Source organism: Ruegeria sp. H9 (genome assembly GCF_056532915.1).
In genome coordinates, this window is sequence record NZ_JBQFNX010000001.1 from 1,629,139 (window position 1) to 1,652,713 (window position 23,575).

The window sequence follows — 23,575 nt, forward strand, 5'->3', positions numbered from 1 at the left end:
TGATGGTTAAACTATTTCTCAGCGCTTGGCTATGTCGCCTCGAACCGCAGTCAGAGACAGGCCTCACGGATACGTTAACGAAACGTTGGTTGAGAGTTGCTGCATCGTTTTTATGTACAGCCAATTCCGGGGAACCTGACGGACACCAGAAGCGGCGGACCTTATCATGCGTCATGAAGACAAAGCTTGTGCTAGTGCACAATTTGCCAACCCTTCAATCAGGATTGGTGCCAATCGGAATGTCTTCTTTGTTGTGCTTGTTTTGGCGGTTTCATTTCTTTTTGTGGTTATGATTTGGCCCGAAGCGGCTGCGGCTTTCATCCAGGAAGGTGGGTTGATTGAGACGATATCGGCCTCTGCGTTACTGGCTGCCGGTTTGGTCGCGTTGGTACGCTTCCGAGTCATCTCGCGGCTTTACATCGCGGTGGTCTGCCTGCTGTTGGCCGAGCGCGAATTGGAGGCGGAGGTGTACACAGAAGGCAGCGCGCCTTTCGTGGTGCTAAACTGGATTGACTTATTGCTTGATGTGACTGCAGTAAGGATCGTTTTGGCTGCGATCGTCATTGGTGGTTTGCTCTGGCATGGGATACCGAACGGAATTAAGGCACTGAAGATCCGCGCGCCTTTTTTGATGATTTTTTTCCTGGCTGGAAGTGTTGCGGTGCTGGCTCAGCTTCTTGAGGAAATCAGCGGATTGTTCGACGAATACCTTTCGGTTGCGATGGCTACACGTTTGTTCGTGATGGAAGAAACGCTGGAGATGTACTTTTCGATTGGCATTTTGGCTGCTGTTCTGATCGGATGGCCAAAACCAAAATCCGAAGAGAAACAGAATGACCAGCAATACCAGCGACTCCCTCACGCGCGCTGAAATCCGACTGCCGACGCAGGAACTGCGCAACGATATCCCGTTTTATACCAAGGTACTGGGGATGCGGATGGATATGATCTATCCGGCAGATGACCCTCGGGTTGCCGTGTTCTCTGGTCACGGTCTGCGCTTGCGGATCGAGAAAGATGCAGCTGAAGCGGCGGGAACGTTGCGCATTCTGACAAACGATCCAGATGGTTTTGCCGAGGGGCAGCGCAGCCTTGTCGCGCCGAACGGCACCCGGATCGAGATTGACGAGTTGAACCCGCCGCTTGTCATGCCGAACACGGTGCACTCATTTGTAGTCCGTAGGCTCAAGGATCAGGCGCCGTGGATCATTGGACGGGCAGGGATGCATTATCGCGATCTCGTGCCGGACCGGCTGGGCGGATCGATTATCGCCAGCCATATACGTATCCCAGATGGCGGTCCTGTGCCCGATATGGTGCATTTCCACAAAGTCGGATTTCAGCTGATCTTCTGCATCCACGGCTGGGTCGATGTGGTCTACGAAGATCAGGGCGACAAGATGCGCCTGACGGCAGGCGATTGCTTTATTCAGCCGCCTGAAATCCGCCACCGCGTGCTGGAAGCGTCAGACAACGTTCAGGTGATCGAGATTGGTGTCCCAGCCGAGCATGTCACGGAGATTGATCATGAGATGGAACTGCCCACCCCGCATTTCCGTCCGGATCGGGAATGGGATGGGCAGCGGTTCGTTTACAATCAAGCCAATGATGCCGACTGGGTGCCATTCCGCTTGCCCGGTTACATCTGCCGTGACACGACGATTGCCGAGAATACCAAAGGCGTGGCGGGCGTTCAGGTCGTGCGCCGGGGCGAGGGTAACCCTCAATGGGCCAGCCACGACACCGACATACACTTTACCTTCGTGATGACCGGCGAGGTGACTCTTGAGGGTAAAGGGCGCGAGCCCTATCGGTTGGAACAAGGCGATGCCTTCGTCATCCCGCCGGGAATGCGAACACGGCTGTCAGACCCCTCGCAGGACGTGGAACTGCTTGAGGTGACTTTACCGGGGACCTTCAATACGACGTTGGGTTAGGTCCAAGAAGAAGTGGATAATGGCGTCAAGGGGGCTTCAATTCCCCCGTCGCTTTCCAGTAGGGTATGATATTCTGACCAGATGATCAAAAATTGGGATTCGCCATGTCTTTGAAAGATGCAGCTTTGGCCGTTCGGGAAAATGCCCACGCGCCTTATTCGAATTTCAAGGTCGGGGCGGCGATCCGGTCCAGTTCAGGTGTGATCTATTTTGGCTGCAATGTCGAAAATATTGCTTACCCCGAAGGTACGTGCGCCGAGGCCGGGGCAATCGCGGCAATGGTCGCCGCTGGTGAAAAAGAACTGACCGAGGTCTACGTGGTCGCCAGCAGCCCGCAGCCGGTGCCCCCATGTGGTGGATGCCGTCAGAAACTGGCCGAATTCGGCAACGGGGATGTGGTCGTTACAATGGCAACGGTTGATGGTCTGGAAACCAAAACCACGATTGCCGATCTATTGCCCGGTGCGTTCGACGCGTCGCATATGGAGGATGTCTGACTTCATGGATGCGCGCTCGATCATCGCCAAACTTCGCCGTCAGGAGGTGCCAACTGGTGACGAACTAATGTGGTTCGCGCAAGGCCTGGCCGATGGTGGCGTCAGTGACGCGCAGGCCGGGGCCTTTGCGATGGCTGTCTGTATGGGCGGTCTGGGGGCCAATGGGCGGGCTGATCTGACTGTTGCCATGCGCGACAGCGGCGAGGTGCTGACGTGGGATTTGGACGGGCCGGTGGTCGATAAGCATTCGACCGGTGGGGTCGGCGATTGCGTCAGCCTGCTGCTTGCCCCGGCTTTGGCGGAATGCGGGGCGTATGTGCCGATGATCTCGGGGCGTGGTCTGGGCCATACCGGGGGCACTCTGGACAAGCTCGAGGCCATACCGGGAGTGACCACTCAGATCGGTCAGGCGCGACTGACGCAGGTGCTGAAAGACACAGGGGCAGCCATCGTGGGGGCAACGGGCCAGATCGCCCCTGCGGACAAGCGGCTGTATGCGGTGCGCGATGTGACGGCGACGGTGGAGAGCCTTGACCTGATTACGGCATCAATACTGTCCAAGAAGCTGGCGGCGAGCCCGGATGCGTTGGTTCTGGACGTTAAGGTGGGCAGCGGCGCGTTCATGAAGACGCTGGATGAGGCACGCAATTTGGCACAGGCCTTGACCGAAACGGCTAATGCCGCTGGTTGCCGTACATCCGCAGTGATCACCGACATGAGTCAGCCCCTCGCTTCCGCACTTGGCAATGCGCTGGAAGTGGCCGAGGTGATGAAAGCTTTGACCAGCGGGCAGGGATCGCCTTTGGCCGAAATCTCGGCCGAGTTGGGGGGCGTTCTCATGGCGGATGCCGGTATGTGCGCTACGGCAGAGGAAGGAAACGCCAGTATAGCCCAAGTGATCCGCGATGGTCGTGCAGCCGAACGGTTCGGACGCATGATGGCTGCCGTGGGTGGACCGGTGCATTTCGTTGACACATGGGATCGGTTTTTGCCGGAGGCCAATGTGATCCGGGAAGTTCACGCTCCGCATGGCGGATATGTCTCGTCCATTGATGGCGAGGCGCTGGGCCTCGCAGTCGTGGCCCTAGGCGGTGGGCGCCAGATCGAGAGCGATGAGATTGATCCGGCGGTTGGCCTGTCGGGCCTTCTGAGGGTCGGAGATAAGGTGACCAAAGGCGCTCCGTTGGCGGTTGTTCATGCGGGGCGAGAAGATGCAGCGCAACGGGCTGCCGCGGTAGTGCTAGATGCCATCACGCTGAGTGACGAACCGGTAGCACAGCCGCCTCAAATCCATGAAAGGATCAGCGCATGAGCCGCGCTTTCCTTGTGGTAATGGACTCGGTTGGTATCGGCGGCGCGCCGGATGCCGATCAGTTTTACAACGGCACCAAACCCGATACAGGCGCGAATACAGTGGCCCACATAGCACAAGCTTGTGCCGAGGGGCGTGCGGAAGAAGGGCGGAGCGGACCGTTGCAACTGCCCAACCTGGATGCCATGGGGCTGGGGGCGGCGACCCGTCTGGCCTCGGGCGCACCGACGCCGGGCCTTGAGGCCGCGCCGACGGGCTTGTGGGGTTGCGCACGTGAATATTCTCCGGGAAAGGATACGCCCTCAGGGCATTGGGAACTGGCGGGTCTACCTGTGCCCTGGGACTGGCGTTATTTCCCGGATCGCCAGCCAGCGTTTCCCGAAACGCTAAGCAAGGCTGCCGCCGAGGTAGCGGGGACCGACGGAATATTAGGCGACTGCCATGCCTCGGGGACGACGATCATCTCAGAACTGGGGGCCGAGCATATACGTACCGGCTGGCCGATCTGCTACACGTCTGCCGATAGCGTATTCCAGATTGCCGCGCATGAAGACAGCTTTGGGCTCGACCGACTGCTGGATATGTGCCGCTCACTGGCGCCTCGATTGCACGAAATGAAAGTGGGCCGCGTTATCGCCCGGCCGTTTGTCGGAACGCCCGAAAAGGGGTTCACCCGGACAACCAACCGCAAGGATTTTGCCATCGTTCCACCTGAACCCGTTCTTACGAATTGGGCACAGGATGCCGGTCGCCGTGTGCATGCGGTGGGCAAGATTGGCGATATATTTTCAATGCAGGGGATCGACACGCTGCGAAAGGGTTCGGACGCAGAGTTGATGCGTCACCTGTCGGACCTCGTTGATGAGGCGGAAGAGGGCAGCCTGACCTTTGCAAACTTTGTCGAGTTCGACAGTCTGTACGGCCATCGGCGTGATATCAGCGGCTATGCCCGCGCGCTGGAATGGTTCGATCGTGAAATTGGCGCGATCCTACAAAAACTGCGCCCCGGTGATCTGATGCTATTGACCGCAGACCACGGCAACGACCCCAGTTGGAGTGGCACTGACCACACGCGTGAACAAGTGCCCGTGCTGATCGCAGGGCAGGGCACGGGCGAGATCGGTCCCGTGAACTTTGCCGATATCGCCGCCAGTATCGCGCACCACCTGAACATACCGGCGCAAGGGCCGGGAAGGACTTTTCTATGACAGTCGCTGACCTGCCTAAGATCGAATTACATTTGCACCATGAAGGCGCCGCTCCGCCTAGCTTCATACGCCAACTGGCCCATGAGAAACGAGTGGACCTGAGCGGGATATTCAAACCCGACGGCTCTTATGATTTCCGCGACTTTGCCCATTTCCTTAGCGTTTATGAGGCTGCGTGCGAGGTGCTGAAAACGGCCGAAGATTTCCGCCGCCTGACACTGGCCATTCTGGAAGAGAGCGCCGCGAATGGTGTGGTGTATTCCGAAACATTCCTTAGCCCGGATTTCTGCGGCGGTGGCGATTTGCATGCATGGAAGGATTACCTGACTGCGATTCAGGACGCCGCAGACGAGGCCGAGCGCAAATTCGGGATCACCCTGCGTGGTGTCATCACTTGCGTGCGCCATTTTGGACCCGAGCAAGCCAAGGCCAGCGCCCATTGTGCGGCTGAAACCGCAGGTGACTGGATTACCGGATTTGGTATGGGCGGCAACGAATCCGTCGGAACACAGGGCGATTTCAAATGGGCCTTTGACTGCGCGCGCGAGGCTGGGTTGCGATTGACGACCCATGCCGGTGAATTTGGCGGTCCAGAGAGTGTTCGGGATGCTGTCCGTGATTTGGGGGTCGAGCGCATAGGCCATGGCGTTCGCGCCATCGAAGACCCGGATCTTGTGTACGAGTTAGTTGACCGGGGCATAACGCTTGAGGTCTGCCCGGGTTCAAACGTGGTACTGGGCCTGTTTCCTGATTTTGCCGCACATCCCATCGCTAAATTGCGTGATGCAGGCGTCAACGTCACGGTATCCACTGACGATCCGCCGTTTTTTCATACCACGATGCGGCGCGAATATGAGATGCTTAATGCAGCGTTCGGCTGGCAAGCCGAAGATTTTGCTGCCCTGAATGAAACAGCCCTGAACGCGGCCTTTTGCGATGAAGAGACCCGCGCGCGGGTCAAGAAAAGACTGGAGACATCATGAGCGATCACCTGACCGTCGTCGACCACCCATTGGTGCAGCACAAATTGACGCTCATGCGGGACAAAGGCACCTCAACCGCTGTGTTCCGGCAGTTGCTGCGCGAGATCACGCTTTTGCTGGCTTATGAGGTCACCCGCGAGATGCCGCTGACCACCCGCCATATCGAAACCCCGATGGAAGAAATGGACGCTCCCATTCTGGCGGGCAAGAAATTGGCGCTGGTATCGATCCTGCGGGCTGGAAACGGGATGTTGGACGGCGTGCTGGAGCTGATCCCCTCTGCCCGAGTGGGGTTCGTGGGGCTTTATCGGGATGAAGAGACGCTGAAGCCGGTCCAATACTATTTCAAAGCTCCCGAGGGTTTGACGGATCGTTTGGTCATTGCTGTTGATCCGATGCTGGCAACCGGCAACAGCTCGGCTGCGGCCATTGATTTGCTGAAAGAGCAGGGGGCGAAAGATATCCGCTTTCTGTGCCTGCTGGCTGCCCCCGAGGGCGTCGCGCGCATGAAAGAGGCGCACCCGGATGTCAAAATCGTCACGGCCGCGCTGGATCGTGAGCTGAACTCAAAGGGTTACATTATGCCTGGACTAGGTGACGCTGGCGACCGGATGTTCGGGACCAAATAGGTGCTATTGCCCACAGATATTCTGTAGCCGGACCCAATCGCGGTCGGGCAGTACCTGTTCCAAAGTACGACCCGCCATCGGATCGGCTTCTATCAATCCAAGAACGGACTCGCCTGTGATATCAAGCGCATAGGCGTATGGGGTCGAGGGCAGGGCGGTCTGTGCAAAAACCGCGAGCAGCACGTCATCGCTTAGCTGCGGCTGTGGACCGGATAGAACCTGCTCGGTGTAGGTGTCCACGATCTCGGGCGTCAATTCGCCGGTAGTCAGCAACCGAAATGCGGCACTCGGGCCGGTACGGTCCAACAGATCGTCCAGCGGTTCCTGCTGAGTTGCCCGCGCGCGCGCGGCTATGATGTATCCGGCGGCAACGGCTGGGTCTTCGTGATCTTCGACCAGTGCCCGGTTTAGCAGTACGGTTCCACCCGGCAGGCTCAGGCTGTCAGGCAGACCTGCTGGTAGGATCACGATTTGGCGGACACCGGTGCGGCGCGCCAGCTGATCCAGCGACGCTTGCGCATCAGGCGAAGAGCAAGCCTTGCCTGACACCCTTTCGATCCGCTGCAGGATTGCATCGCCGATTTCTTGTTGCTTGACCTCTGGCACTACCGAAACAACATGGCGCTGCAGTGCGCTGGGTAGCCAGAACAAAAGCACTGCCAAGACCGCCAGAACAACCCCTGCAACGCTGAGCCAACGCAGCCGTCCGGGATGTGGTCTGGCACGGTCGATGGCGCGCTGCAGCCGGTCAATTGCTTCGATCATTGTGGTTTCAGATTCTGCAAGCTCCAGTGTTTCGCCGGGATCGCCGTCGGGATTGAATATTGCAGGGTAGGTTCCGGGGTTTTGTCGCTCTAGCGCCGCCAGCGACCAATGGGTCAGCGCGCTGTCATTGAAGTCAGAAATCGTCAGAGTGGCTTCACCAATTGATACCACTACTTCGCGCCGTTGTTCATCGGGCGAGGGACGCCACAGACCGGTGGCTTCGATCCGCTGGTACTGTTTGAGTGCGGTCATCGGGTAATGCTGCTCGAATATTATTTTGCGCCAAGCTTAGCATGGCGAAAACCAGCGGCGCAAACCTGTTGCGCAGTGTTTGTGAAATGTGCTGAGTGTGCCGGGTAAGTTTCGGCCAGAACGGGCTGATTAAGGGCAGAGGCGCGGATGCAGTCACAACAACAAACCCATTCAATCATGGCGTCGTTGCTGATGGTTGCGGCCATGTCCATTATCGGCGTGATCGACAATTTCGTGATCCGCGTCGCCGAGAGCGTGGGGCTATGGCAGTTTCACCTAAGTCGCGCCTTACTGATGCTGCCGCTGATCGCGGTGTTGTCGATATTGGGTATGGGCACCTTGAGGCCCCGGCGGATTGGTGTCGTCGCGGTGCGCAGCGTGTTGATCACGCTGGCAATGCTTTTCTATTTCAGTGCGCTGGCATTGATGCCCATCGCTCAGGCGCTTGCCGGGTTATTCACATCGCCGATATTCGTGCTGTTGATTTCGGCCCTTTTGTTGAAGCAGCGCATAGGTCCCTGGCGGATCGTGGCTGTTTTATTGGGGTTTTCGGGAATTCTGTGCGTATTGCAGCCGGACCCGACATCATTTGACGTAAAGACGCTACTGCCAGTCGCTGGTGGCTTTTTTTACGCACTCAGCGCTGTTGTAACGCGCACCCTCTGTTCCGACGAAAGCACTGTTGCGCTGCTGGCGGCGATGGTTGTCACACTGGGGCTTGCAGGGGCGATCGGACTGATCTGGCTTGCCCTGTTTCCGGTTGGCGTGCCAGTCGGGCCGGATGGCTTCGCGATGCGCGGTTGGGTTTGGCCGATGCAAGACGCGTTGCCTTGGGTTGTGGTTCAGGCCGTGGGCTCAACAATTGCCGTTTTCATGCTGATCAAAGCCTATCAACTGGGTGAGCCATCATATGTCGCAGTCTTTGAATACTCGGTCATGATATTTGGCCCGCTCTTTGCCTGGGTGGCGTTTGGGCAGTCCGTCGGGCAGATGCAAATCATCGGCATTGGCATGATCGCCTCTGCCGGAGTGCTGCTTGGGTGGCGGGAGCGGCGGATATCCTCGCTACAGCAGGCGGCGCAGTAAGAACGGAATAGAATCGGCTTGTATCCGTCATAGTATCGTTTCGAGATGCAGATCAAAGCCCGTTCGGAATACTGATTTGTTTATTGAAAACCAGTAAATTGCGGCGAAACTGATCTAATTTGGCCACAAATGTGGCAAAACTAAGTCAAATTGAGGCACAACTCTAAGACCTTCTGAGTTGTTTGAAGGTGCCAACAGGGGGACGGCACGTGTTAGAGTTAGTGAGTGTTTCGGGGTATTCGAAACGTGAAGTGAAAGGCCGACAGGCCTTTGTGGGACAGGCCGCATCAGCGCGTCGTGGGGGATTGCTGCACGGAACCAAAGTGTCCACAACAGGGGGCTGGAAACGGGTCGAAAGACTGGTTGCAGGCGATCTGGTGCGGACACGGGACCATGGGTTCAAAGAATTGAGGCGCGTTTGCGTTGACCGGATCGTGGTGGCGGGAGACGAGCGCAGGCCCGAGCATTTGCCGGTTCTTGTGCCATCCCGAGCAGCATACAATGGGCGTCCTGTTTGGCTGATGCCGGAACAAGGTATGGCGTTGGATCAAGGCAAGCTTGGTGTTGGAATCGAGGGGGTTTCGATCATTCCAGCTCGAACGCTCAGCGGGGTGGGGCGTATTGAGTCCAGCACACCTGCGCAGTCCTTCGATGTCACGTCATTATTCTTTGACGAGGATGAGCTGGTTTTTATCGAGGGCGGATTTCAGGCTTATTGCCCGTCCGGTCGCATGAATACCGGGTCAAGTCGAAACCCTGAGGCCTATGAAGTCGCGGATGCTGAACACGCCGATCTTCTGATCGAGGCCGTGACCGGCAAAGGGAACCTTTCGGCTTTAACCAACCCGTTGGCTGCGTTACCTGCACCCATTCCGCAAGAGCCAATTTTCCCGATCCGACCGGCATTGGGCGTACGTCGACCCGGGCGACCGGGGCGGCCCAATATGCCTGCGCTGTTCCTGCGGCCTGAATGGCAGCTGCAATAGTAGGTGTTTGAGTATGAAGCAGGCGCATGGGCTCATGCGCCTGCTGTCTTTGTTCAGGCGGCCTGTGCTTCGGGGTTGAAGCGGCCATAGAAGCTCTGACCTTTTTCCGCCATCTCGCGCAGCAGCGGCGGGCAGGTAAAGCGCTCACCATAGGCTTCGGTAAGTTGATCGCAGCGTTCGGCGGCGTAGGGCGTACCAATGATGTCCAACCAGCTGAGCGGGCCACCGGACCACGGCGCAAAGCCCCAGCCAAGTATCGCACCCACGTCGCCCTCGCGGATATCTTCCAGAACACCTTCTTCCAGCGCACGGACGGCTTCCAGAACCTGCGCGAACATCAGACGTTCCTGCACTTCGATCAGGTCGGGCTGGTTTGCGGCATGTGGGTATTTGTCCTGCAGGCCCTTCCAATACTCGACGCGTTTGCCCTTGTCGTCATAGTCGAAGAATCCTGCATTGGCCTTGCGACCCAGACGACCTTGTTCTTCCATCCAAAAGATCAGATCATCGCCCGGATTTTCCGGGTAAGCGTTGCCCATAGCTGCCTTAGTAGCGCGGGCGATCTTGGCCCCCAGGTCAATCGAGGTTTCGTCGTTCAGCTGAATGGGTCCTACGGGGAAGCCCAACTGACGCGCCGCATTGTCGATCAGAACAGGGCTGACGCCTTCGGTGATCATCCGCAGACCTTCGTTGATGTACGGAATAATGCAGCGGTTGGCGTAGAAGAAGCGCGCGTCATTGACCACGATCGGTGTCTTGCGGATTTGGCGCACATAGTCCAGCGCCTTGGCGACAGCACGATCGCCGGTCTCCTTGCCTTTGATGATCTCGACCAAGAACATCTTCTCGACCGGTGAGAAGAAGTGGATGCCAATGAATTGCTCGGGCCGTACGCTGGCCCTGGCCAGATCTGTGATCGGTAGGGTCGAGGTGTTCGACGCAAAGATGCAATCCTTGGGGATGATCGCCTCGACCTTCTTGGACATTTCAGCCTTGACGCCGGGGTCTTCGAACACGGCTTCGATGATCAGGTCGCAGCCTTTCAGGTGCTCCAGATCGGGCGTGGCGGTAATGCGGTCCAACAGGGCTTCTTTCTTCTCAGCCGTCGCTTTGCCGCGCTTGATCCCTTTATCCATGTAGCTTTCGCTATAGGCTTTGCCCTTGTCGGCAGCCGCCTGATCGCGGTCGATCAGAACGACCTCCATCCCGGCCTGTGCCGAGACTAGCGCGATACCAGCCCCCATCATGCCGGCACCCAGAACGCCGATCTTCTTGACTCGCTGATCGGGCACGTCCTTGGGCCGCACTGCGCCTTTCTCCAGCGCCTCCTTGTTCAGAAACAGCGACCGGATCATCGCTGACGAAGACGGGTTCATGAGCACGTTGGTGAACCAGCGCGCCTCAATCTTCAAGGCGGTGTCAAAGTCAACCAATGCGCCTTCGTAGATTGAACTCAACAGAGCCTTGGCCGCTGGGAAGGCACCTTGAGTCTTGCCGTTCACCATGGCGCTTGCGCCGACAAAGGTCATGAAACCTGCGGGGTGGTAGGGTGCGCCGCCGGGCATCTTGTAGCCCTTGGCATCCCACGGCTTTACCAGATCAGCTTCCTTGGCGTTCAGTACCCATTCCTTGGCCGCCGCAACCGGATCATCCGCCACCGCGTCGATCAGTTGTGCGCCTTTGGCCTTCTTCGGGTCCATCATCTTGCCTTCAAGCAAGACGGGTGCCGCTGCCATTGCGCCGACCATACGGCTGTAGCGCATGGTGCCGCCTCCACCGGGGAAGATACCCAGCAGAATCTCAGGCAGGCCGATCTTGGATTTCGGATTGCTGGTCATCACACGGTGATGACAGGCCAATGCGATCTCGGTCCCGATCCCTGCGCAGGTGCCGTTGATGGCACAGGCGACCGGCTTGCCGCCTTTTTTGGACTTGGGGTCCATGCCTGCCAGTTCCAGCCGACGCAGGATGTTATGGCCACTCATGACGAAATCGAACAGTGCCTGCGCGGGTTCGTCGCCGGCCTCCTGTCGGATCGTGGCGAGCGTGCTCAAGTCCATGCCGCCTGCAAACGACCCTTCTTTTCCACTGGTGATAACGATGCCCTTGATCTCATCATCCGCCAGCGCCTGATCGATCAGATCACCGACCAGAGTGAAGGCCTCGCGCGACAGGACGTTCATGGATTTGCCGGGAACGTCCCAGGTGATGAAGGCGACGCCATCGGCGTCTTTGCTGAGGGTGAAATCAGTCATTGTCATCTCCAATCTGGTCAGCCGTCAGCGGGCTGCCATCCTTGCGAGTGAAAGAGAATCCGTTCTCATCATCTTTCACCATCATGTCTATATCGCTGTAATAGCCGGTCTCGGTCGGGGTCCGGGTGCCCACCACCAGAAAGGTTGCGGGCGTGTCGGTTTTGTTCACAAGGTGATGGCCATTGGCCTCACCTGCAGGCCAAGCGGCGCAGTCACCGGGCAGCATCTCATGCTCGCCATCATCATCGATCAGAATGCATTTGCCGCTGAGCATGATGGCAAACTCGTCCTGCTCCATGTGGTAATGGCGCAGCGAGGATAGCCCCGAGGGCTCCAAACGCACGATGTTGACCCCGTATTGGGTCAGCCCGCCTGCATCTCCGACGCGCTGGACAAAACGACCCGCGGTGGCCTCGGCTAACTTGCCGGGATAAGATGAACCGCCTTTGAACGGTATCTGAGAAAGATCCAGTTTGGGCATCAGACGCGCTCGATAATTGTTGCCGCGCCCATACCGGATGCGATGCAGAGTGTGGCCAGACCGGTTTCCTTGTCCTGACGCTCAAGCTCATCCAGCAGCGTACCGATAATCATCGCGCCGGTTGCACCCAGCGGGTGACCCATCGCGATCGAGCCGCCGTTCACGTTCACCAGCGCCGGATCGACGTCGAACGCCTGCTGGAAGCGCAGCACGACCGAGGCGAAGGCTTCGTTCACTTCGAAAAGGTCAAGATCGCCGATTTTCATTCCGTTGTCGGCCAGAATTTTCTCAGTCACCGGAACCGGACCGGTCAGCATTATGGTCGGATCGGTGCCGATCTTGGCAGTTGCTTTGATGCGCGCGCGCGGCTTCAGGCCGTATTTCTCGCCGAACTCCTTATTACCGATCAGCACAGCGGCCGCACCGTCCACGATGCCCGAGCTGTTGCCCGCGTGGTGTATGTGGTTGATCCGCTCAAGATGCGGGTATTTGATCATCGCCACCTTGTCGAAGCCCGGCATCTGCTCACCCATCATTGCGAAAGACGGGTTCAGCGCGCCAAGCGACTGCATGTCGGTGCCGGGACGCATGTACTCGTCGCGGTCCAGAATGGTCAGACCGTTCTGATCTTTGATGGCGATCACCGACTTTTCAAACCGGTTGTCTTCCCAAGCCGCTGCTGCGCGTTTTTGGGATTCAACGGCCAGAGCATCGGCATCATCGCGGCTGAACCCATATTCGGTTGCGATGATGTCGGCCGAGATACCTTGCGGCACAAAATAGGTTTCCATCGCCAAAGACGGGTCAACGGCAATCGCCGCACCGTCGCTACCCATGGCCACGCGGCCCATCATCTCGACACCGCCTGCGATATAGGCTTCACCCGCGCCGCCTTTGACCTGGTTTGCAGCCAAGTTCACGGCTTCCATGCCCGAGGCGCAGAAACGGTTGATCGCCAGACCGGGGATCGATTCATCTAGATCCGAAGCCAGAACTGCCGAGCGCGCCAGACAGCCGCCTTGCTCCATCACCTGCGTGACGTTGCCCCAGATCACGTCCTCAACGGCGTGGCCTTCCAGATTGTTCCGTTCTTTCATCGCGTTCAGGGTCAGGGCAGACAGGCGCACCGAGGTTACCTCGTGCAGGCTGCCATCCTTGCGGCCCTTGCCGCGCGGGGTGCGCAGGGCGTCATAGATATAGGCTTCGGTCATGGGGTCTTCTCCTTAAGCTCGATCCGACGGGTTGCCGGGCATCAGGTCGTAGGGGTGTTTCCAACCGGGCTGTTCGCTAAGGCGCGTCAGCCAGGCATCGATGTTGGGCCAATCGGCGCGATCAAAGCCAAATGGTTCGGGGTAATAGAGGTAGCCGCAGCAGCTGATATCAGCATTGGTCACGCCACCACCAACGATCCAGTCGCGGCCTTCAAGATGGGCGTTCAGTGTCTGATAAGCAGCCTTGAGGCGACCCTGGTTGAACGCGATAACATCCGGATTGCGGTGCTTTTCGGGCAGGAAGTTGATCAGAAAACGAGTCAGTCCGGCCATCGAGCTAAGCTTGTGGTTGTCCCAAAGAACCCATCTGAAAATCTCGTAATTTTCGTCACGATCCTTGCCGCCGAATTTTCCGGATTTCTCGGTGACATAGGCCTGAATTGCTCCGGACTGGCTGGTGCGAAAATCGCCATCTACCAGTACGGGTGCTTCGCCCATTTCGTTCACTTCGGCCCGGAATTCAGGGGTGCGCGTTGCGCCGTTGAAAAAGTCGACAAAGACCGCTTCCCACTCCAGACCCGACATCTCAAGCGCCAGAGCGGCTTTGTAGCTGTTTCCGCTTTCACCGAAGCAATGCAGTTTGATGGTCATTTGGGCGCCCCTCCCAAGGCGTATTGCGCGTTCAGCGCTTTCTTGCGTCCAGCTCGGAGTTGAAGATGCGCAATCTGTGCGTCAGGTTCTCGTGATCAATCACGCTATTGAAATTCTCGAACAGGAACGACAAAGCCTCACCTTCATCCAATCCCGCCTCTCGCGCGAATCCGCGGAGTTTGCGATAGCCATCCTCGGTCATGGCGACGGGAAAGCGGCGGGTCAGGCGAAAGCGTTTTGGCATCTTGTCTCCTCCAAGGGTGGGTTCGGGCTACGACGCCCGAGCCCACACTGAGATCAGAAGTTCGCTGCGTCCAGCGCCATTACCGTGTCCGCTCCGGTTTGGATGCGCGCCAAATGCATGGCTGTCGCGGGCAGGCGACGGGCCATGTAGAAGCGACCGGTATTGATCTTGGTCTCGTAGAACTCTTTGTCCGAGGCGCCACCATCCAGCGCTTCGCGAGCGGCTTTCGCCATCTGAGCCCACATCAGGCCCAGGCAAACATGACCAAACATGTGCATGAAGTCATACGAACCGGACAGCGCGTTGTTAGGGTTCTTCATGCCTTCCTGCATGAAATACATGCCAGCGGCTTGCAGGTCCTTGGACGCGGCCTTCAGCGGTTCGATGAACGCTTTGTCATAAGCTTCATCCTTGCCGGCATTTTCCTTGCAGAAGGTTTTAACCATCTCAAAGAACGCCATGACATGCTTGCCGCCATCCTGCGCCAGCTTCCGGCCAACAAGATCCAACGCCTGAACGCCGTTTGCCCCTTCGTAGATCATCGCGATGCGGGCGTCGCGGGTGTATTGCGACATGCCCCATTCTTCGATGTAGCCATGGCCGCCATAGACCTGCTGCGCCTGAACGGTCATGTCGTAACCTTCATCCGTCAGGAAGCCCTTGATGACCGGTGTCAGCAGCGAGATCAGCCCGTCGGCATCCTTGTCACCCGAGCGGTGCGCCTTGTCGATCATGGTCGCGCCCCACAGGATGAACGCACGTGCGCCCTCGGTGAAGCTTTTCTGATCCATCAGGTTGCGGCGGATGTCCGGGTGCACGATCAGCGGATCGGCCGGGCCATCCGGGTTCTTCACACCTGTTACGTCGCGGCCCTGCAGGCGGTCTTTGGCGTATTCGACGGCGTTTTGATACGCTGCCTCGGCCTGGGACAGGCCTTGCATGCCCACACCCAGACGCGCTTCGTTCATCATCGTGAACATGGCGCGCATGCCTTTGTGTTCGTCGCCCAGCAGCCAGCCGGTGGCCTCGTCATAGTTCATGACGCAGGTCGAATTGCCGTGGATGCCCATCTTTTCCTCGATCTTGCCGACCGAAACACCATTACGCTCGCCAGGAGTACCGTCTTCGTTCACGATAAACTTCGGGACAATAAACAGCGACACACCTTTGATGCCCTCGGGTCCGCCTGGAATTTTGGCCAGCACCAGGTGAATGATGTTGTCGGCCATGTCGTGATCGCCCGCAGAGATAAAGATTTTCTGACCGGAAATCTTGTAGCTGCCGTCGCCCTGAGGTTCCGCCTTGGTGCGCATCAGGCCCAGATCGGTACCGCAATGCGGTTCGGTCAGGTTCATGGTGCCGGTCCATTCGCAGCTGACCATGTTGGGCAGGTACGTGTTCTTTTGCTCATCCGAACCATGAGCGAGGATCGCCGAGGCTGCGCCGTGGGTCAGGCCCTGATACATCACAAACGCCTGGTTCGCGCCCGAGAACATTTCGCCTACCGCAGTACCCATCACATAAGGCATGTTCTGGCCGCCATACTCTTCCGGCATGTCGAGGCCAGTCCAGCCGCCTTCTTTCATCTGCTCGAAGGCATCTTTGAAACCTGTTGGGGTGTACACAATCCCGTTTTCCAACCGGCACCCTTCGATGTCCCCAACCACGTTCAGCGGGTGCAACACATTGGTGGCAACTTTGCCCGCTTCTTCCAGAACCGCGCCGGTAAACTCGGCCTCCAGTTCATCATAGCCGGGGATATCCGACTGCGAGACTTTCAGAACATCGTGCAGGATGAACTGCGTATCTTTGGTTGGCGCGTTATAGACGGGCATGTGAAGCTCCCTTAATTCATATGTCCGAAAGGCCGGGCTTATTCGGCGGCCTTCTTTTCCTGTTTCATCGAGGCGATAACCTTTTCGCCCCAGCGCAACTGCTCTTTCAGTTCGTCAATGGCCTGCGTCAGCTCTTCGCGGCGCGATTCCATGTCAGCAAGGCGCTCGCACGCGATTTCATAAGTGCGGGACATCTGGGTCAGCTGCTGGTCACCCACGTGGTACAGGTCCAGAAGCTGGCGGATCTCTTCGAGGCTGAAGCCAAAGCGCTTGCCGCGCAGGATCAGTTTCAGGCGTGCACGATCCCGTTTGGTGAACAAGCGCTTTTGGCCCTCGCGGATCGGAAACAAAAGCTCTTTGGCCTCGTAGAACCGCAATGTGCGGGGCGTGACATCATATGTCTCGCACATTTCACGGATGGTCAGCAGATCTTCGGTCATGGTTCAAACTCTCATCACTGGCGTCATGCAATCTGAGTTGCGCAGTCGATGAGCGTTTTACAACACACAAGTGACGTTTACGTAATGCGGACGCTGCGTCACAAAATAGTTGACGTAACATCCAGTCGCGTAAGCAGGGGTTTCGGCAATTTTCTTGCCGTAGGGGAAGGAGCTATTTCAGCAGGCCGACGGTCTGATCGCGCAATTGCTGAAGCGCATCCATTGCTTCATCCAACTGCGCGCGCTGCTGGCGCAGCTCTTCCATTTGACGATCGGCCATCTCGATAAAGGTCGCCATCTGCGCCTGATTGCCCTGATCTTCGTAGATCAGCAGCCACTGGCGAATCTCTTCCAAAGGAAATCCGAACTTTCGACCACGCATGATCAGTTTCATCCGGGCGCATTCACGAGGCCCATAAAATCGCGACCTGCCTTCACGGTCAGGCTGCAGCAATTCGATGTACTCATAGTAGCGCAGGGTGCGTGGGGTCACGTCGAACTCGGCGCACATTTCTTTGAATGACAAACGGGTGTCGGACATTCCGGGTCTCCTTGGCAGCAACCTAGGGCGTCGTTGCGGCAAGCGCAACAGGTGGGCTTGCCCTTGGTGTAAACGCAGGCCCATAAAGGGGCAGGTACAAGGACAGGACCCAACCCCATGGTCGATAAGACAGTTTTAGCGCGGCAATTCATCGAGGCGATTCCGCACGCCAAGGCCTTGGGGCTTGATCTGACCCACATCGGAGAGGGCGAGGCTGAAATCTCGATGCCCTATAACGAGCAACTGATCGGCGACCCTCGGACTGGCGTGATCCATGGCGGGGCTGTGTCGGCCATGCTGGATACCTGTTGCGGTGCCGCAGTGATGAGCCACCCCTCGGCCCCGGGAGGAACCGCCACCATCGATCTGCGTATTGATTACATGCGGGCCGCAACGCCGGGTCAAAGTATCCGGACCCGCGCGACCTGCTATCACATCACGCGCAACGTGGCTTTTGTGCGGGCGACGGCGACGGATGATGACAGCGACCGTCCCGTTGCCACCGCTTCAGGTGCCTTCACTGTGGAGGGTCGCTGAGATGGCAAGACCTCGCCCAGAACCTATGCAGGTGGTCAAGCAACGCCGTGATGCCGCATTGACCGCGCTGGTCGAAGGTGTGCCGTATATTCGGTTCCTTAATATAACATTCGACCGGCGGGGGGACGAACTGACAGGCGTTCTGAATTTCGATGAGAAGTTGATCGGTAATCCTTTTCTACCCGCTATCCACGGTGGGGTGACAGCGGCGTTTCTGGAAGTCACTGCCGTAATCACGCTGAGTTGGGAACATATGTTTCCCAGGATTGAAAGCGGTGAGATCGGTGCGGAGGACATCCTGACTGACGTGAATATCCGCTTTCCCAAAACCATCGACTTCACGGTCGACTACCTGCGGTCTGGCCTGCCGCGAGACGCCTATGCGCGCGCTTTCATCAATCGCTCGGGTCGACGTTATGCCTCTGTCCGGGTCGAAGCCTGGCAAGACAATCACGCCAAACTCTTTGCGCAAGGTACGGGGCACTTCCTGATGCCGCAATCTCCGACATCGAAAGACTAAGGATGGAGGACGCCTCAGCGCCCATTACCCATCGGCGCGTTTTGAAAATCGCGTTGCCGATCGTGCTGTCGAACGCGACCGTACCGATCCTCGGGGCAGTGGATACCGGCGTTGTCGGTCAGATGGGGCAGGCCGCCCCCATCGGGGCTGTGGGCATGGGTGCGGTGATCCTGTCTGCGATCTACTGGATTTTCGGCTTTCTGCGGATGGGCACCACCGGGCTGGCGGCACAGGCGCGCGGTGCAGGTGACACTGCAGAAACCGGAGCGTTGCTCATGCGAGGCTTGCTGCTGGGCGGAACAGCAGGATTGGTCTTCATTGCCGCGCAGGTTTGGGTATTCCTTGGAGCTTTTGCACTGTCGCCCGCCAGCGCCGAAGTCGAGTCTCTGACGCGCGCCTATCTGGAGATTCGCATCTGGGGCGCTCCGGCCACAATTGCCCTTTATGCGGTGACAGGCTGGCTGATCGCAGTCGAACGCACGCGAGGTGTATTCATCCTGCAGATATGGATGAATGGGCTGAATATAGCGCTGGATCTATGGTTTGTGCTTGGCCTGGGCTGGGGTGTCGAGGGCGTTGCCATCGCGACATTGATTGCCGAGTGGACGGGTCTTGCCCTGGGTTTGTGGCTTTGTGGTGATGCGTTTGGCGGCAAGCAGTGGCGGGATTGGCCGCGTATTTTTGATGCCGCACGGCTGCGCCGGATGATGCAGGTGAATGGCGATATCATGGTGCGCTCGGTTCTATTGACCGGGGCTTTCACCACGTTTTTGTTTGTCGGTTCCGATCTGGGCGACGTGAATTTGGCGGCCAATCAGGTGTTATTGCAGTTTCTCGAAATCACCGCGTTCGCTTTGGACGGATTTGCTTTCTCGGCTGAAGCTCTTGTCGGAGGAGCCGTCGGTGCTCGTGACCGCCGGAAGGTCCGGCGCGCGTCGGTTATGGCGTCTCAATGGGGCGTTGGCGGGGCCATCGGGCTTGGGCTGGTGTTTTACCTGGCAGGGCCCGCGCTGATCGATCTGATGTCGACATCGCCTGAAGTTCGTATGACGGCACGCGAGTATCTGCTCTGGGCTGCTCTGGCACCGATCATCGGAGTGGCAAGCTGGATGTTCGACGGTATCTATATCGGCGCCACCTGGACCCGCGATATGCGCAACGCGATGATCCAGTCAGTCACGCTGTACGTGGTTGCGTTGTTCGTGCTGGTGCCAACGATGGGCAATCATGGGCTTTGGGCCGCGCTGATGGTGTTGAACATCGCACGGGGCCTTACGCTTGGTTGGCGCTATCCACGACTTGAGGCACAGATCGCCTAAAGCAAGTCCAGCAGGTTCTCGGGCGGGCGTCCGATAGCGGCTTTGTCGCCCGCGATGGCCAGCGGACGTTCGATCAGGATCGGGTGTTCGGCCATGGCCTGAACAAGCTCCTCATCGGGCGAGGTCTTGGCCAGACCAAGCTCTTTGAACGTTTTCTCTCCGGTGCGCATCATGCTGATCGCCGGGATATTCAGCTTGGCCAGAACCGTCCGGATTTCATCGGCCGAGGGCGCGTCTTCGAGGTATTTGCGCACCTCAGGATCTGCGCCGTTTTCCTGCAGCAACGCCAACCCCGCGCGGGATTTGGAACAGCGCGGATTGTGCCAGTATTCGATCATAGCCAGTCCTCTCGTTTACTGCCCACCGCCTGTGCGACCGAGGCGAAGCCGTCGCGTGCCAGCAATGCATCCAGCCCCTGCGCGATGTCAGCGGCCAGGGAAATCCCGCCATAGACCATCGCCGTGTAGAACTGCACTGCGGACGCTCCGGCGCAGATCTTGGCATAGGCCTGTTCTGCCGTGCTGATGCCGCCGACCCCGATCAACGGGATATCTGCGCCCGTCAAATGGCTGAGCTGCGCCAGCACCCGCGTCGATTTCTCGAATAACGGCGCGCCGGACAGGCCTCCGGCCTGATCCTTGTGCGCACTGCGCAGGCCATCGCGCGACAGTGTGGTGTTGGTGGCGATCACCGCGTCCACGCCGGTTTCACGGGCGACAGCGGCGATATCCTGCAATTCGTGCTCAGTTAGATCCGGGGCGATCTTCAGGAAGATCGGGATCGGGCGGGGCAGGGCGTTTCGGGTTTCGATCACACCGCTCAGCAACGCAGTTAGCGCCGCTTTGCCCTGCAAATCTCGCAGCTTTTCGGTATTGGGCGAGGACACGTTGACGGTGGCAAAGTCCAAATGCGCAGCGCAATGGGCAAGCACTTTTGCGAAGTCTCCGGGCCGATCATCACTGTCTTTGTTGGCCCCAAGGTTCAAACCGATCACCGCGTCCTTTGGACGCTGCGCCAGACGCGCGGCCATGACCTCCATTCCCTCGTTGTTGAAGCCAAAGCGGTTGATGGCGGCGCGATCTTCGGTCAGGCGGAACAAGCGTGGTTTAGGATTGCCGGGCTGCGGACGGGGTGTCACCGCCCCGACTTCGATAAACCCGAACCCGGCGCGTGAAAGCGGCAACAGTGCTTCGCCATTTTTGTCAAACCCTGCGGCCAGTCCGACGGGGTTGGGCAAATCCAGACCCGCGACTCGGGTCTTCAGCCGGTCCGATGTGACCGGCCCAGGCGTCGGTGCAAGCCCCGAGGTCAGGGCCTTGATCGAAAGCCCATGCGCGGTTTCCGGGTCAAGACGGTGCAGCGCAGCGAGCCCAAGTTTTTCGGTCAGTTTCATCCGAAGGAATCTCCACCCTCTGTCGGCGCGCAACGTATCAGGCGCGAGGTTTCAACGGCGGCCTGCCGGTGTATCACCGCGGCGCGATAGGCAGGGTCGGTCACCATCTCAAGAAATGCGTGGGCGGTGGGGTAGCGGGCGATGAACACAGCATCCCAAGCCTCATTTTGTGGACCGATCAGCATAGTCTGAAATGCGCCGCGCCAAAGGATCGACGCTCCTATGCGGGCGACGATAGGCGCGGTTTCAGACCCGTATTTGCCATAGGCCTGTGCGCCGGTCAGATGTGCGCCGGCCAGTGCGTGATCGGACGGATACTGAGCTGTTTCGCGAAACTTCACCAGATTGAGCATCTCGATAGGATGGTCTCGATCGAGGGCCTTAAACGCCTCGAACTGTTCGCGTTCGGGATCGATGAAGCGTGTCATTCCATCTCCTGCGGGAACTGGTGCGCCTGACCGTCAAAGGGCAGATCGCGTGACCAGACCACATCCGACATTTGAATCTGGCGGTAGAGATGGGGGAACAATGCGCCGCCACGGGAAACCTCCCATTTCAGATCGTCACCCATCGCCTGGCTGTTACAGGCCAAGAGGGTCAGGCCCTCGACCCCGGCAAAATGCTTGGCAGCGGTTTCAGCGGCCTGTTCTGCGGTTGAGAAATGAACATATCCATCCAACACATCAATCGGTGCACCATCCGAAGCCCCTTGTGCCTGCAGGTTTGCCCATTCATCGGCGCGGAAGATCTTGTAAATCAGCATGAAGTCCTGATGCCCCGCACGACAGGTAGAATCAAGCCGGATTTCCCCCTTTGACTCTTCGCCACGCAACGCGCACCATCGCGCAAAACAATCATAGGGAGTTTCACGATGTTCACCCGTTTTCTGGCTTCGGCTGCGGTATTGGCACTCAGCGCCGGTATGGCGGCTGCCGAATACAAGCTTACGATTCTGCATACAAACGATTTCCACTCGCGCTTTGAACCGATCAACAAGTACGACAGCGCCTGTGGCGACGAAGACAATGCCGAAGGCAAGTGCTTTGGTGGATCGGCGCGCCTTGTGACGGCAGTCGAAGAGGCCCGCGGACGGGCCGATAACTCGATCCTCGTTGATGGGGGCGACCAGTTCCAGGGCTCGCTGTTCTATACCTACTACAAGGGTAAGGTTGCGGCTGAGTTCATGAACAAGCTGGGCTATGACGCCATGACTGTGGGCAACCATGAATTCGACGATGGCCCTGAGGTGCTGCGCGGCTTCATCGACTCGGTCGATTTCCCGGTGCTGATGTCCAACGCCGATTATGCGGATGAGGAACTGCTGACCGACAAGATCAAGAAATCGGCTGTGATCGAAGTGGGCGGCGAAAAGATCGGTCTGATCGGACTGACGCCGGAAGACACGCACGATATCGCGTCACCTGGTCCAAACATCACCTTCTCTGATCCAGTTCCTGCCGTTCAGGCTGAGGTCGACAAGCTGACCGGCGAAGGTGTGAACAAGATCATCGTTCTCAGCCACTCAGGCTATGGCGTCGATCAGCGCGTGGCGCAGGAGACCACGGGCGTTGACGTGATCGTGGGTGGGCATTCGAACACATATCTTTCGAACACATCCGACAAGGCCGCCGGACCGTACCCTACCGTCGTAAACGGGGTGCAGATCGTTCAGGCCTATGCCTATGGCAAGTTTCTGGGTGAATTGAATGTGACATTCGATGATGACGGAAATGTTGTATCCGCAGAGGGTGAGCCGCTGATCATGGACAATGCGGTGACCGAGGATCAGGCCGCGCTGGACCGCATCGCCGAGCTGGCCGTTCCGCTGGATGAAATTCGCAACAAGGTTGTCGCGGAAGCGTCAGCTTCGATTGAAGGCGACCGTTCCGTTTGTCGCGTGCAGGAATGTGAAATGGGCAATCTTGTTGCGGATGCCATGTTGGCGCGGGTTGCCGATCAGGGCGCCCAGATTGCGATTGCGAACTCGGGTGGGCTGCGCGCCTCGATCGATCCGGGTGAGGTGACCATGGGTGAGGTGCTGACAGTACTGCCTTTCCAGAACACGCTCTCGACCTTCGAGATCAGCGGTCAGGGCGTGATTGATGCTCTTGAAAACGGGGTGAGCCAAGTTGAAGAGGTCAAAGGCCGCTTCCCTCAGGTGGCAGGAATGACATTTACCTGGGATCCATCGGTTGCCCCGAATGAGGGCCGGATTGTTGAGGTCATGGTCGCCAAGGATGGCGGTTTCGAAGCTATCGATCCCGCGGCGACATATCTGGTGGTGACAAACAACTATGTCCGCAATGGCGGCGATGGTTATTCTGTGTTCTCGGGTGATGACAAGAACGCCTATGATTTCGGGCCTGATCTGGCGGATGTTACGGCGGAGTATCTAGCCGAGAACGCCCCGTATCAGCCTTATCTGGACGGGCGTATCAAACAGAAGTGATGTGACCGGAGAAGCAAAAAAAAGGCCGTCTCTCGGGGCGGCCT

At 58.1% G+C, this 23,575-nt stretch carries 26 protein-coding genes; 13 read left to right on the plus strand and 13 right to left on the minus strand.

Annotation, left to right across the window (positions count from 1 at the left end; all coding sequences use genetic code 11):
• Nucleotides 1-166: 166 nt before the first annotated feature.
• The 7 genes from ACR0CZ_RS07835 to upp all read left to right on the plus strand — a co-directional run bounded on the left by ACR0CZ_RS07835 (nt 167) and on the right by upp (nt 6,566).
• A complete protein-coding gene (locus tag ACR0CZ_RS07835) occupies nt 167-871 on the plus strand; it encodes a hypothetical protein (RefSeq protein ID WP_170391940.1) in 705 nt (234 codons plus the stop codon).
• Nucleotides 834-1,937, plus strand: a complete 1,104-nt coding sequence (locus ACR0CZ_RS07840) for a cupin domain-containing protein (protein WP_170391938.1) — start codon at nt 834-836, stop codon at nt 1,935-1,937. The genes ACR0CZ_RS07835 and ACR0CZ_RS07840 overlap by 38 nt, the downstream gene beginning before the upstream one ends.
• 104 nt (nt 1,938-2,041) lie before the next feature.
• Nucleotides 2,042-2,434, plus strand: a complete 393-nt coding sequence (locus ACR0CZ_RS07845; protein WP_170391936.1) for a cytidine deaminase — start codon at nt 2,042-2,044, stop codon at nt 2,432-2,434.
• Between the two features lie 4 nt (nt 2,435-2,438).
• Nucleotides 2,439-3,746, plus strand: coding sequence for a thymidine phosphorylase (locus ACR0CZ_RS07850; protein ID WP_170392910.1), 1,308 nt, complete (start codon nt 2,439-2,441; stop codon nt 3,744-3,746).
• Nucleotides 3,743-4,954, plus strand: a complete 1,212-nt coding sequence (locus ACR0CZ_RS07855) for a phosphopentomutase (protein ID WP_170391934.1) — start codon at nt 3,743-3,745, stop codon at nt 4,952-4,954. Before ACR0CZ_RS07850 ends, ACR0CZ_RS07855 begins: the two co-directional genes overlap by 4 nt.
• Entirely contained in the window at nt 4,951-5,937 is a 987-nt protein-coding gene (locus ACR0CZ_RS07860) for an adenosine deaminase (RefSeq protein WP_170391932.1), read from the plus strand. Before ACR0CZ_RS07855 ends, ACR0CZ_RS07860 begins: the two co-directional genes overlap by 4 nt.
• The gene (upp, locus tag ACR0CZ_RS07865) at nt 5,934-6,566 is read left to right on the plus strand and encodes a uracil phosphoribosyltransferase (protein WP_170391930.1); all 633 of its coding nucleotides are present in this window, start codon (nt 5,934-5,936) and stop codon (nt 6,564-6,566) included. Before ACR0CZ_RS07860 ends, upp begins: the two co-directional genes overlap by 4 nt.
• Nucleotides 6,567-6,569: 3 nt before the next feature.
• On the opposite strand, the gene ACR0CZ_RS07870 is transcribed toward upp, so the two are convergent.
• Complete coding sequence (locus ACR0CZ_RS07870; RefSeq protein ID WP_170420887.1) at nt 6,570-7,583, minus strand: hypothetical protein; 1,014 nt, start codon at nt 7,581-7,583, stop codon at nt 6,570-6,572.
• Between the two features lie 147 nt (nt 7,584-7,730).
• Here ACR0CZ_RS07870 and ACR0CZ_RS07875 point away from each other — a divergent pair, with 147 nt between their 5' ends.
• A complete protein-coding gene (locus tag ACR0CZ_RS07875) occupies nt 7,731-8,669 on the plus strand; it encodes a DMT family transporter (RefSeq protein WP_480537007.1) in 939 nt (312 codons plus the stop codon).
• 209 nt (nt 8,670-8,878) lie between these two features.
• Nucleotides 8,879-9,655, plus strand: coding sequence for a Hint domain-containing protein (locus tag ACR0CZ_RS07880; RefSeq protein ID WP_480503466.1), 777 nt, complete (start codon nt 8,879-8,881; stop codon nt 9,653-9,655).
• 53 nt (nt 9,656-9,708) lie between these two features.
• On the opposite strand, the gene ACR0CZ_RS07885 is transcribed toward ACR0CZ_RS07880, so the two are convergent.
• The 8 genes from ACR0CZ_RS07885 to ACR0CZ_RS07920 form a co-directional block, all read right to left on the minus strand.
• Nucleotides 9,709-11,910 carry a 3-hydroxyacyl-CoA dehydrogenase NAD-binding domain-containing protein gene (locus ACR0CZ_RS07885; protein WP_170391924.1) on the minus strand — a complete coding sequence of 734 codons (2,202 nt, stop codon included), beginning with the start codon at nt 11,908-11,910 and terminating at the stop codon, nt 9,709-9,711.
• Nucleotides 11,903-12,391 carry a cupin domain-containing protein gene (locus tag ACR0CZ_RS07890; protein ID WP_170391922.1) on the minus strand — a complete coding sequence of 163 codons (489 nt, stop codon included), beginning with the start codon at nt 12,389-12,391 and terminating at the stop codon, nt 11,903-11,905. The genes ACR0CZ_RS07885 and ACR0CZ_RS07890 overlap by 8 nt, the downstream gene beginning before the upstream one ends.
• Entirely contained in the window at nt 12,391-13,602 is a 1,212-nt protein-coding gene (locus tag ACR0CZ_RS07895; protein WP_170391920.1) for an acetyl-CoA C-acetyltransferase, read from the minus strand. Before ACR0CZ_RS07895 ends, ACR0CZ_RS07890 begins: the two co-directional genes overlap by 1 nt.
• 12 nt (nt 13,603-13,614) lie before the next feature.
• The gene (locus ACR0CZ_RS07900) at nt 13,615-14,253 is read right to left on the minus strand and encodes a glutathione S-transferase (protein ID WP_170391918.1); all 639 of its coding nucleotides are present in this window, start codon (nt 14,251-14,253) and stop codon (nt 13,615-13,617) included.
• 31 nt (nt 14,254-14,284) lie between these two features.
• Nucleotides 14,285-14,497 (minus strand): hypothetical protein, encoded by a 213-nt coding sequence (locus ACR0CZ_RS07905; protein ID WP_170391916.1) that lies wholly within the window; start codon nt 14,495-14,497, stop codon nt 14,285-14,287.
• Nucleotides 14,498-14,550: 53 nt separating this feature from the next.
• Nucleotides 14,551-16,332, minus strand: coding sequence for an acyl-CoA dehydrogenase C-terminal domain-containing protein (locus ACR0CZ_RS07910; protein ID WP_170391914.1), 1,782 nt, complete (start codon nt 16,330-16,332; stop codon nt 14,551-14,553).
• Nucleotides 16,333-16,370: 38 nt separating this feature from the next.
• The gene (locus ACR0CZ_RS07915; protein WP_039536426.1) at nt 16,371-16,772 is read right to left on the minus strand and encodes a MerR family transcriptional regulator; all 402 of its coding nucleotides are present in this window, start codon (nt 16,770-16,772) and stop codon (nt 16,371-16,373) included.
• 172 nt (nt 16,773-16,944) lie between these two features.
• Nucleotides 16,945-17,313: a MerR family transcriptional regulator gene (locus tag ACR0CZ_RS07920; RefSeq protein WP_170391912.1), complete on the minus strand. Its 369-nt coding sequence runs from the start codon at nt 17,311-17,313 to the stop codon at nt 16,945-16,947.
• A gap of 117 nt (nt 17,314-17,430) precedes the next feature.
• Between ACR0CZ_RS07920 and ACR0CZ_RS07925 the strand changes: the two genes are divergently transcribed.
• From ACR0CZ_RS07925 to ACR0CZ_RS07935, 3 genes are read left to right on the plus strand one after another with little or no spacing between them, the layout of a single operon-like run.
• Nucleotides 17,431-17,850, plus strand: a complete 420-nt coding sequence (locus tag ACR0CZ_RS07925; RefSeq protein ID WP_010438901.1) for a PaaI family thioesterase — start codon at nt 17,431-17,433, stop codon at nt 17,848-17,850.
• 1 nt (nt 17,851) lies between these two features.
• Nucleotides 17,852-18,370 carry a PaaI family thioesterase gene (locus ACR0CZ_RS07930; protein WP_170391910.1) on the plus strand — a complete coding sequence of 173 codons (519 nt, stop codon included), beginning with the start codon at nt 17,852-17,854 and terminating at the stop codon, nt 18,368-18,370.
• A 2-nt stretch (nt 18,371-18,372) separates the two neighbouring features.
• On the plus strand, nt 18,373-19,689 hold the full coding sequence (locus ACR0CZ_RS07935; protein ID WP_480537006.1) for an MATE family efflux transporter: 1,317 nt from the start codon (nt 18,373-18,375) through the stop codon (nt 19,687-19,689).
• Here ACR0CZ_RS07935 and arsC read toward each other — a convergent pair.
• The 4 genes from arsC to ACR0CZ_RS07955 are packed head-to-tail and all read right to left on the minus strand — an operon-like array spanning nt 19,686 to nt 21,845.
• Nucleotides 19,686-20,027, minus strand: coding sequence for an arsenate reductase (glutaredoxin) (gene arsC / locus ACR0CZ_RS07940; RefSeq protein ID WP_170420902.1), 342 nt, complete (start codon nt 20,025-20,027; stop codon nt 19,686-19,688). The two genes, ACR0CZ_RS07935 and arsC, sit on opposite strands and share 4 nt — an antisense overlap.
• Nucleotides 20,024-21,082 carry a quinone-dependent dihydroorotate dehydrogenase gene (locus tag ACR0CZ_RS07945; protein WP_480537005.1) on the minus strand — a complete coding sequence of 353 codons (1,059 nt, stop codon included), beginning with the start codon at nt 21,080-21,082 and terminating at the stop codon, nt 20,024-20,026. The genes arsC and ACR0CZ_RS07945 overlap by 4 nt, the downstream gene beginning before the upstream one ends.
• On the minus strand, nt 21,079-21,510 hold the full coding sequence (locus tag ACR0CZ_RS07950; RefSeq protein WP_170420906.1) for a DUF1330 domain-containing protein: 432 nt from the start codon (nt 21,508-21,510) through the stop codon (nt 21,079-21,081). Before ACR0CZ_RS07950 ends, ACR0CZ_RS07945 begins: the two co-directional genes overlap by 4 nt.
• The gene (locus ACR0CZ_RS07955; protein WP_170818724.1) at nt 21,507-21,845 is read right to left on the minus strand and encodes a DUF952 domain-containing protein; all 339 of its coding nucleotides are present in this window, start codon (nt 21,843-21,845) and stop codon (nt 21,507-21,509) included. Before ACR0CZ_RS07955 ends, ACR0CZ_RS07950 begins: the two co-directional genes overlap by 4 nt.
• Before the next feature lie 108 nt (nt 21,846-21,953).
• Here ACR0CZ_RS07955 and ACR0CZ_RS07960 point away from each other — a divergent pair, with 108 nt between their 5' ends.
• The gene (locus ACR0CZ_RS07960; protein WP_170625323.1) at nt 21,954-23,531 is read left to right on the plus strand and encodes a bifunctional metallophosphatase/5'-nucleotidase; all 1,578 of its coding nucleotides are present in this window, start codon (nt 21,954-21,956) and stop codon (nt 23,529-23,531) included.
• The last annotated feature ends 44 nt before the right edge of the window (nt 23,532-23,575 follow it).

What these genes read in the sequence shown, in the direction of transcription:
- ACR0CZ_RS07850 (WP_170392910.1), top strand. Translation starts at nt 2,439, where the DNA reads ATGGATGCGCGCTCGATCATCGCCAAACTTCGCCGTCAGGAGGTGCCA.
- ACR0CZ_RS07920 (WP_170391912.1), bottom strand. Translation starts at nt 17,313, where the DNA reads ATGTCCGACACCCGTTTGTCATTCAAAGAAATGTGCGCCGAGTTCGAC.
- ACR0CZ_RS07945 (WP_480537005.1), bottom strand. Translation starts at nt 21,082, where the DNA reads ATGAAACTGACCGAAAAACTTGGGCTCGCTGCGCTGCACCGTCTTGAC.
- ACR0CZ_RS07900 (WP_170391918.1), bottom strand. Translation starts at nt 14,253, where the DNA reads ATGACCATCAAACTGCATTGCTTCGGTGAAAGCGGAAACAGCTACAAA.
- ACR0CZ_RS07935 (WP_480537006.1), top strand. Translation starts at nt 18,373, where the DNA reads ATGGAGGACGCCTCAGCGCCCATTACCCATCGGCGCGTTTTGAAAATC.
- upp (WP_170391930.1), top strand. Translation starts at nt 5,934, where the DNA reads ATGAGCGATCACCTGACCGTCGTCGACCACCCATTGGTGCAGCACAAA.
- ACR0CZ_RS07840 (WP_170391938.1), top strand. Translation starts at nt 834, where the DNA reads ATGACCAGCAATACCAGCGACTCCCTCACGCGCGCTGAAATCCGACTG.
- arsC (WP_170420902.1), bottom strand. Translation starts at nt 20,027, where the DNA reads ATGATCGAATACTGGCACAATCCGCGCTGTTCCAAATCCCGCGCGGGG.
- ACR0CZ_RS07835 (WP_170391940.1), top strand. Translation starts at nt 167, where the DNA reads ATGCGTCATGAAGACAAAGCTTGTGCTAGTGCACAATTTGCCAACCCT.
- ACR0CZ_RS07915 (WP_039536426.1), bottom strand. Translation starts at nt 16,772, where the DNA reads ATGACCGAAGATCTGCTGACCATCCGTGAAATGTGCGAGACATATGAT.
- ACR0CZ_RS07870 (WP_170420887.1), bottom strand. Translation starts at nt 7,583, where the DNA reads ATGACCGCACTCAAACAGTACCAGCGGATCGAAGCCACCGGTCTGTGG.
- ACR0CZ_RS07930 (WP_170391910.1), top strand. Translation starts at nt 17,852, where the DNA reads ATGGCAAGACCTCGCCCAGAACCTATGCAGGTGGTCAAGCAACGCCGT.
- ACR0CZ_RS07955 (WP_170818724.1), bottom strand. Translation starts at nt 21,845, where the DNA reads ATGCTGATTTACAAGATCTTCCGCGCCGATGAATGGGCAAACCTGCAG.
- ACR0CZ_RS07885 (WP_170391924.1), bottom strand. Translation starts at nt 11,910, where the DNA reads ATGACTGATTTCACCCTCAGCAAAGACGCCGATGGCGTCGCCTTCATC.
- ACR0CZ_RS07950 (WP_170420906.1), bottom strand. Translation starts at nt 21,510, where the DNA reads ATGACACGCTTCATCGATCCCGAACGCGAACAGTTCGAGGCGTTTAAG.
- ACR0CZ_RS07860 (WP_170391932.1), top strand. Translation starts at nt 4,951, where the DNA reads ATGACAGTCGCTGACCTGCCTAAGATCGAATTACATTTGCACCATGAA.
- ACR0CZ_RS07905 (WP_170391916.1), bottom strand. Translation starts at nt 14,497, where the DNA reads ATGCCAAAACGCTTTCGCCTGACCCGCCGCTTTCCCGTCGCCATGACC.
- ACR0CZ_RS07960 (WP_170625323.1), top strand. Translation starts at nt 21,954, where the DNA reads ATGTTCACCCGTTTTCTGGCTTCGGCTGCGGTATTGGCACTCAGCGCC.
- ACR0CZ_RS07910 (WP_170391914.1), bottom strand. Translation starts at nt 16,332, where the DNA reads ATGCCCGTCTATAACGCGCCAACCAAAGATACGCAGTTCATCCTGCAC.
- ACR0CZ_RS07855 (WP_170391934.1), top strand. Translation starts at nt 3,743, where the DNA reads ATGAGCCGCGCTTTCCTTGTGGTAATGGACTCGGTTGGTATCGGCGGC.
- ACR0CZ_RS07875 (WP_480537007.1), top strand. Translation starts at nt 7,731, where the DNA reads ATGCAGTCACAACAACAAACCCATTCAATCATGGCGTCGTTGCTGATG.
- ACR0CZ_RS07895 (WP_170391920.1), bottom strand. Translation starts at nt 13,602, where the DNA reads ATGACCGAAGCCTATATCTATGACGCCCTGCGCACCCCGCGCGGCAAG.
- ACR0CZ_RS07925 (WP_010438901.1), top strand. Translation starts at nt 17,431, where the DNA reads ATGGTCGATAAGACAGTTTTAGCGCGGCAATTCATCGAGGCGATTCCG.
- ACR0CZ_RS07890 (WP_170391922.1), bottom strand. Translation starts at nt 12,391, where the DNA reads ATGCCCAAACTGGATCTTTCTCAGATACCGTTCAAAGGCGGTTCATCT.
- ACR0CZ_RS07845 (WP_170391936.1), top strand. Translation starts at nt 2,042, where the DNA reads ATGTCTTTGAAAGATGCAGCTTTGGCCGTTCGGGAAAATGCCCACGCG.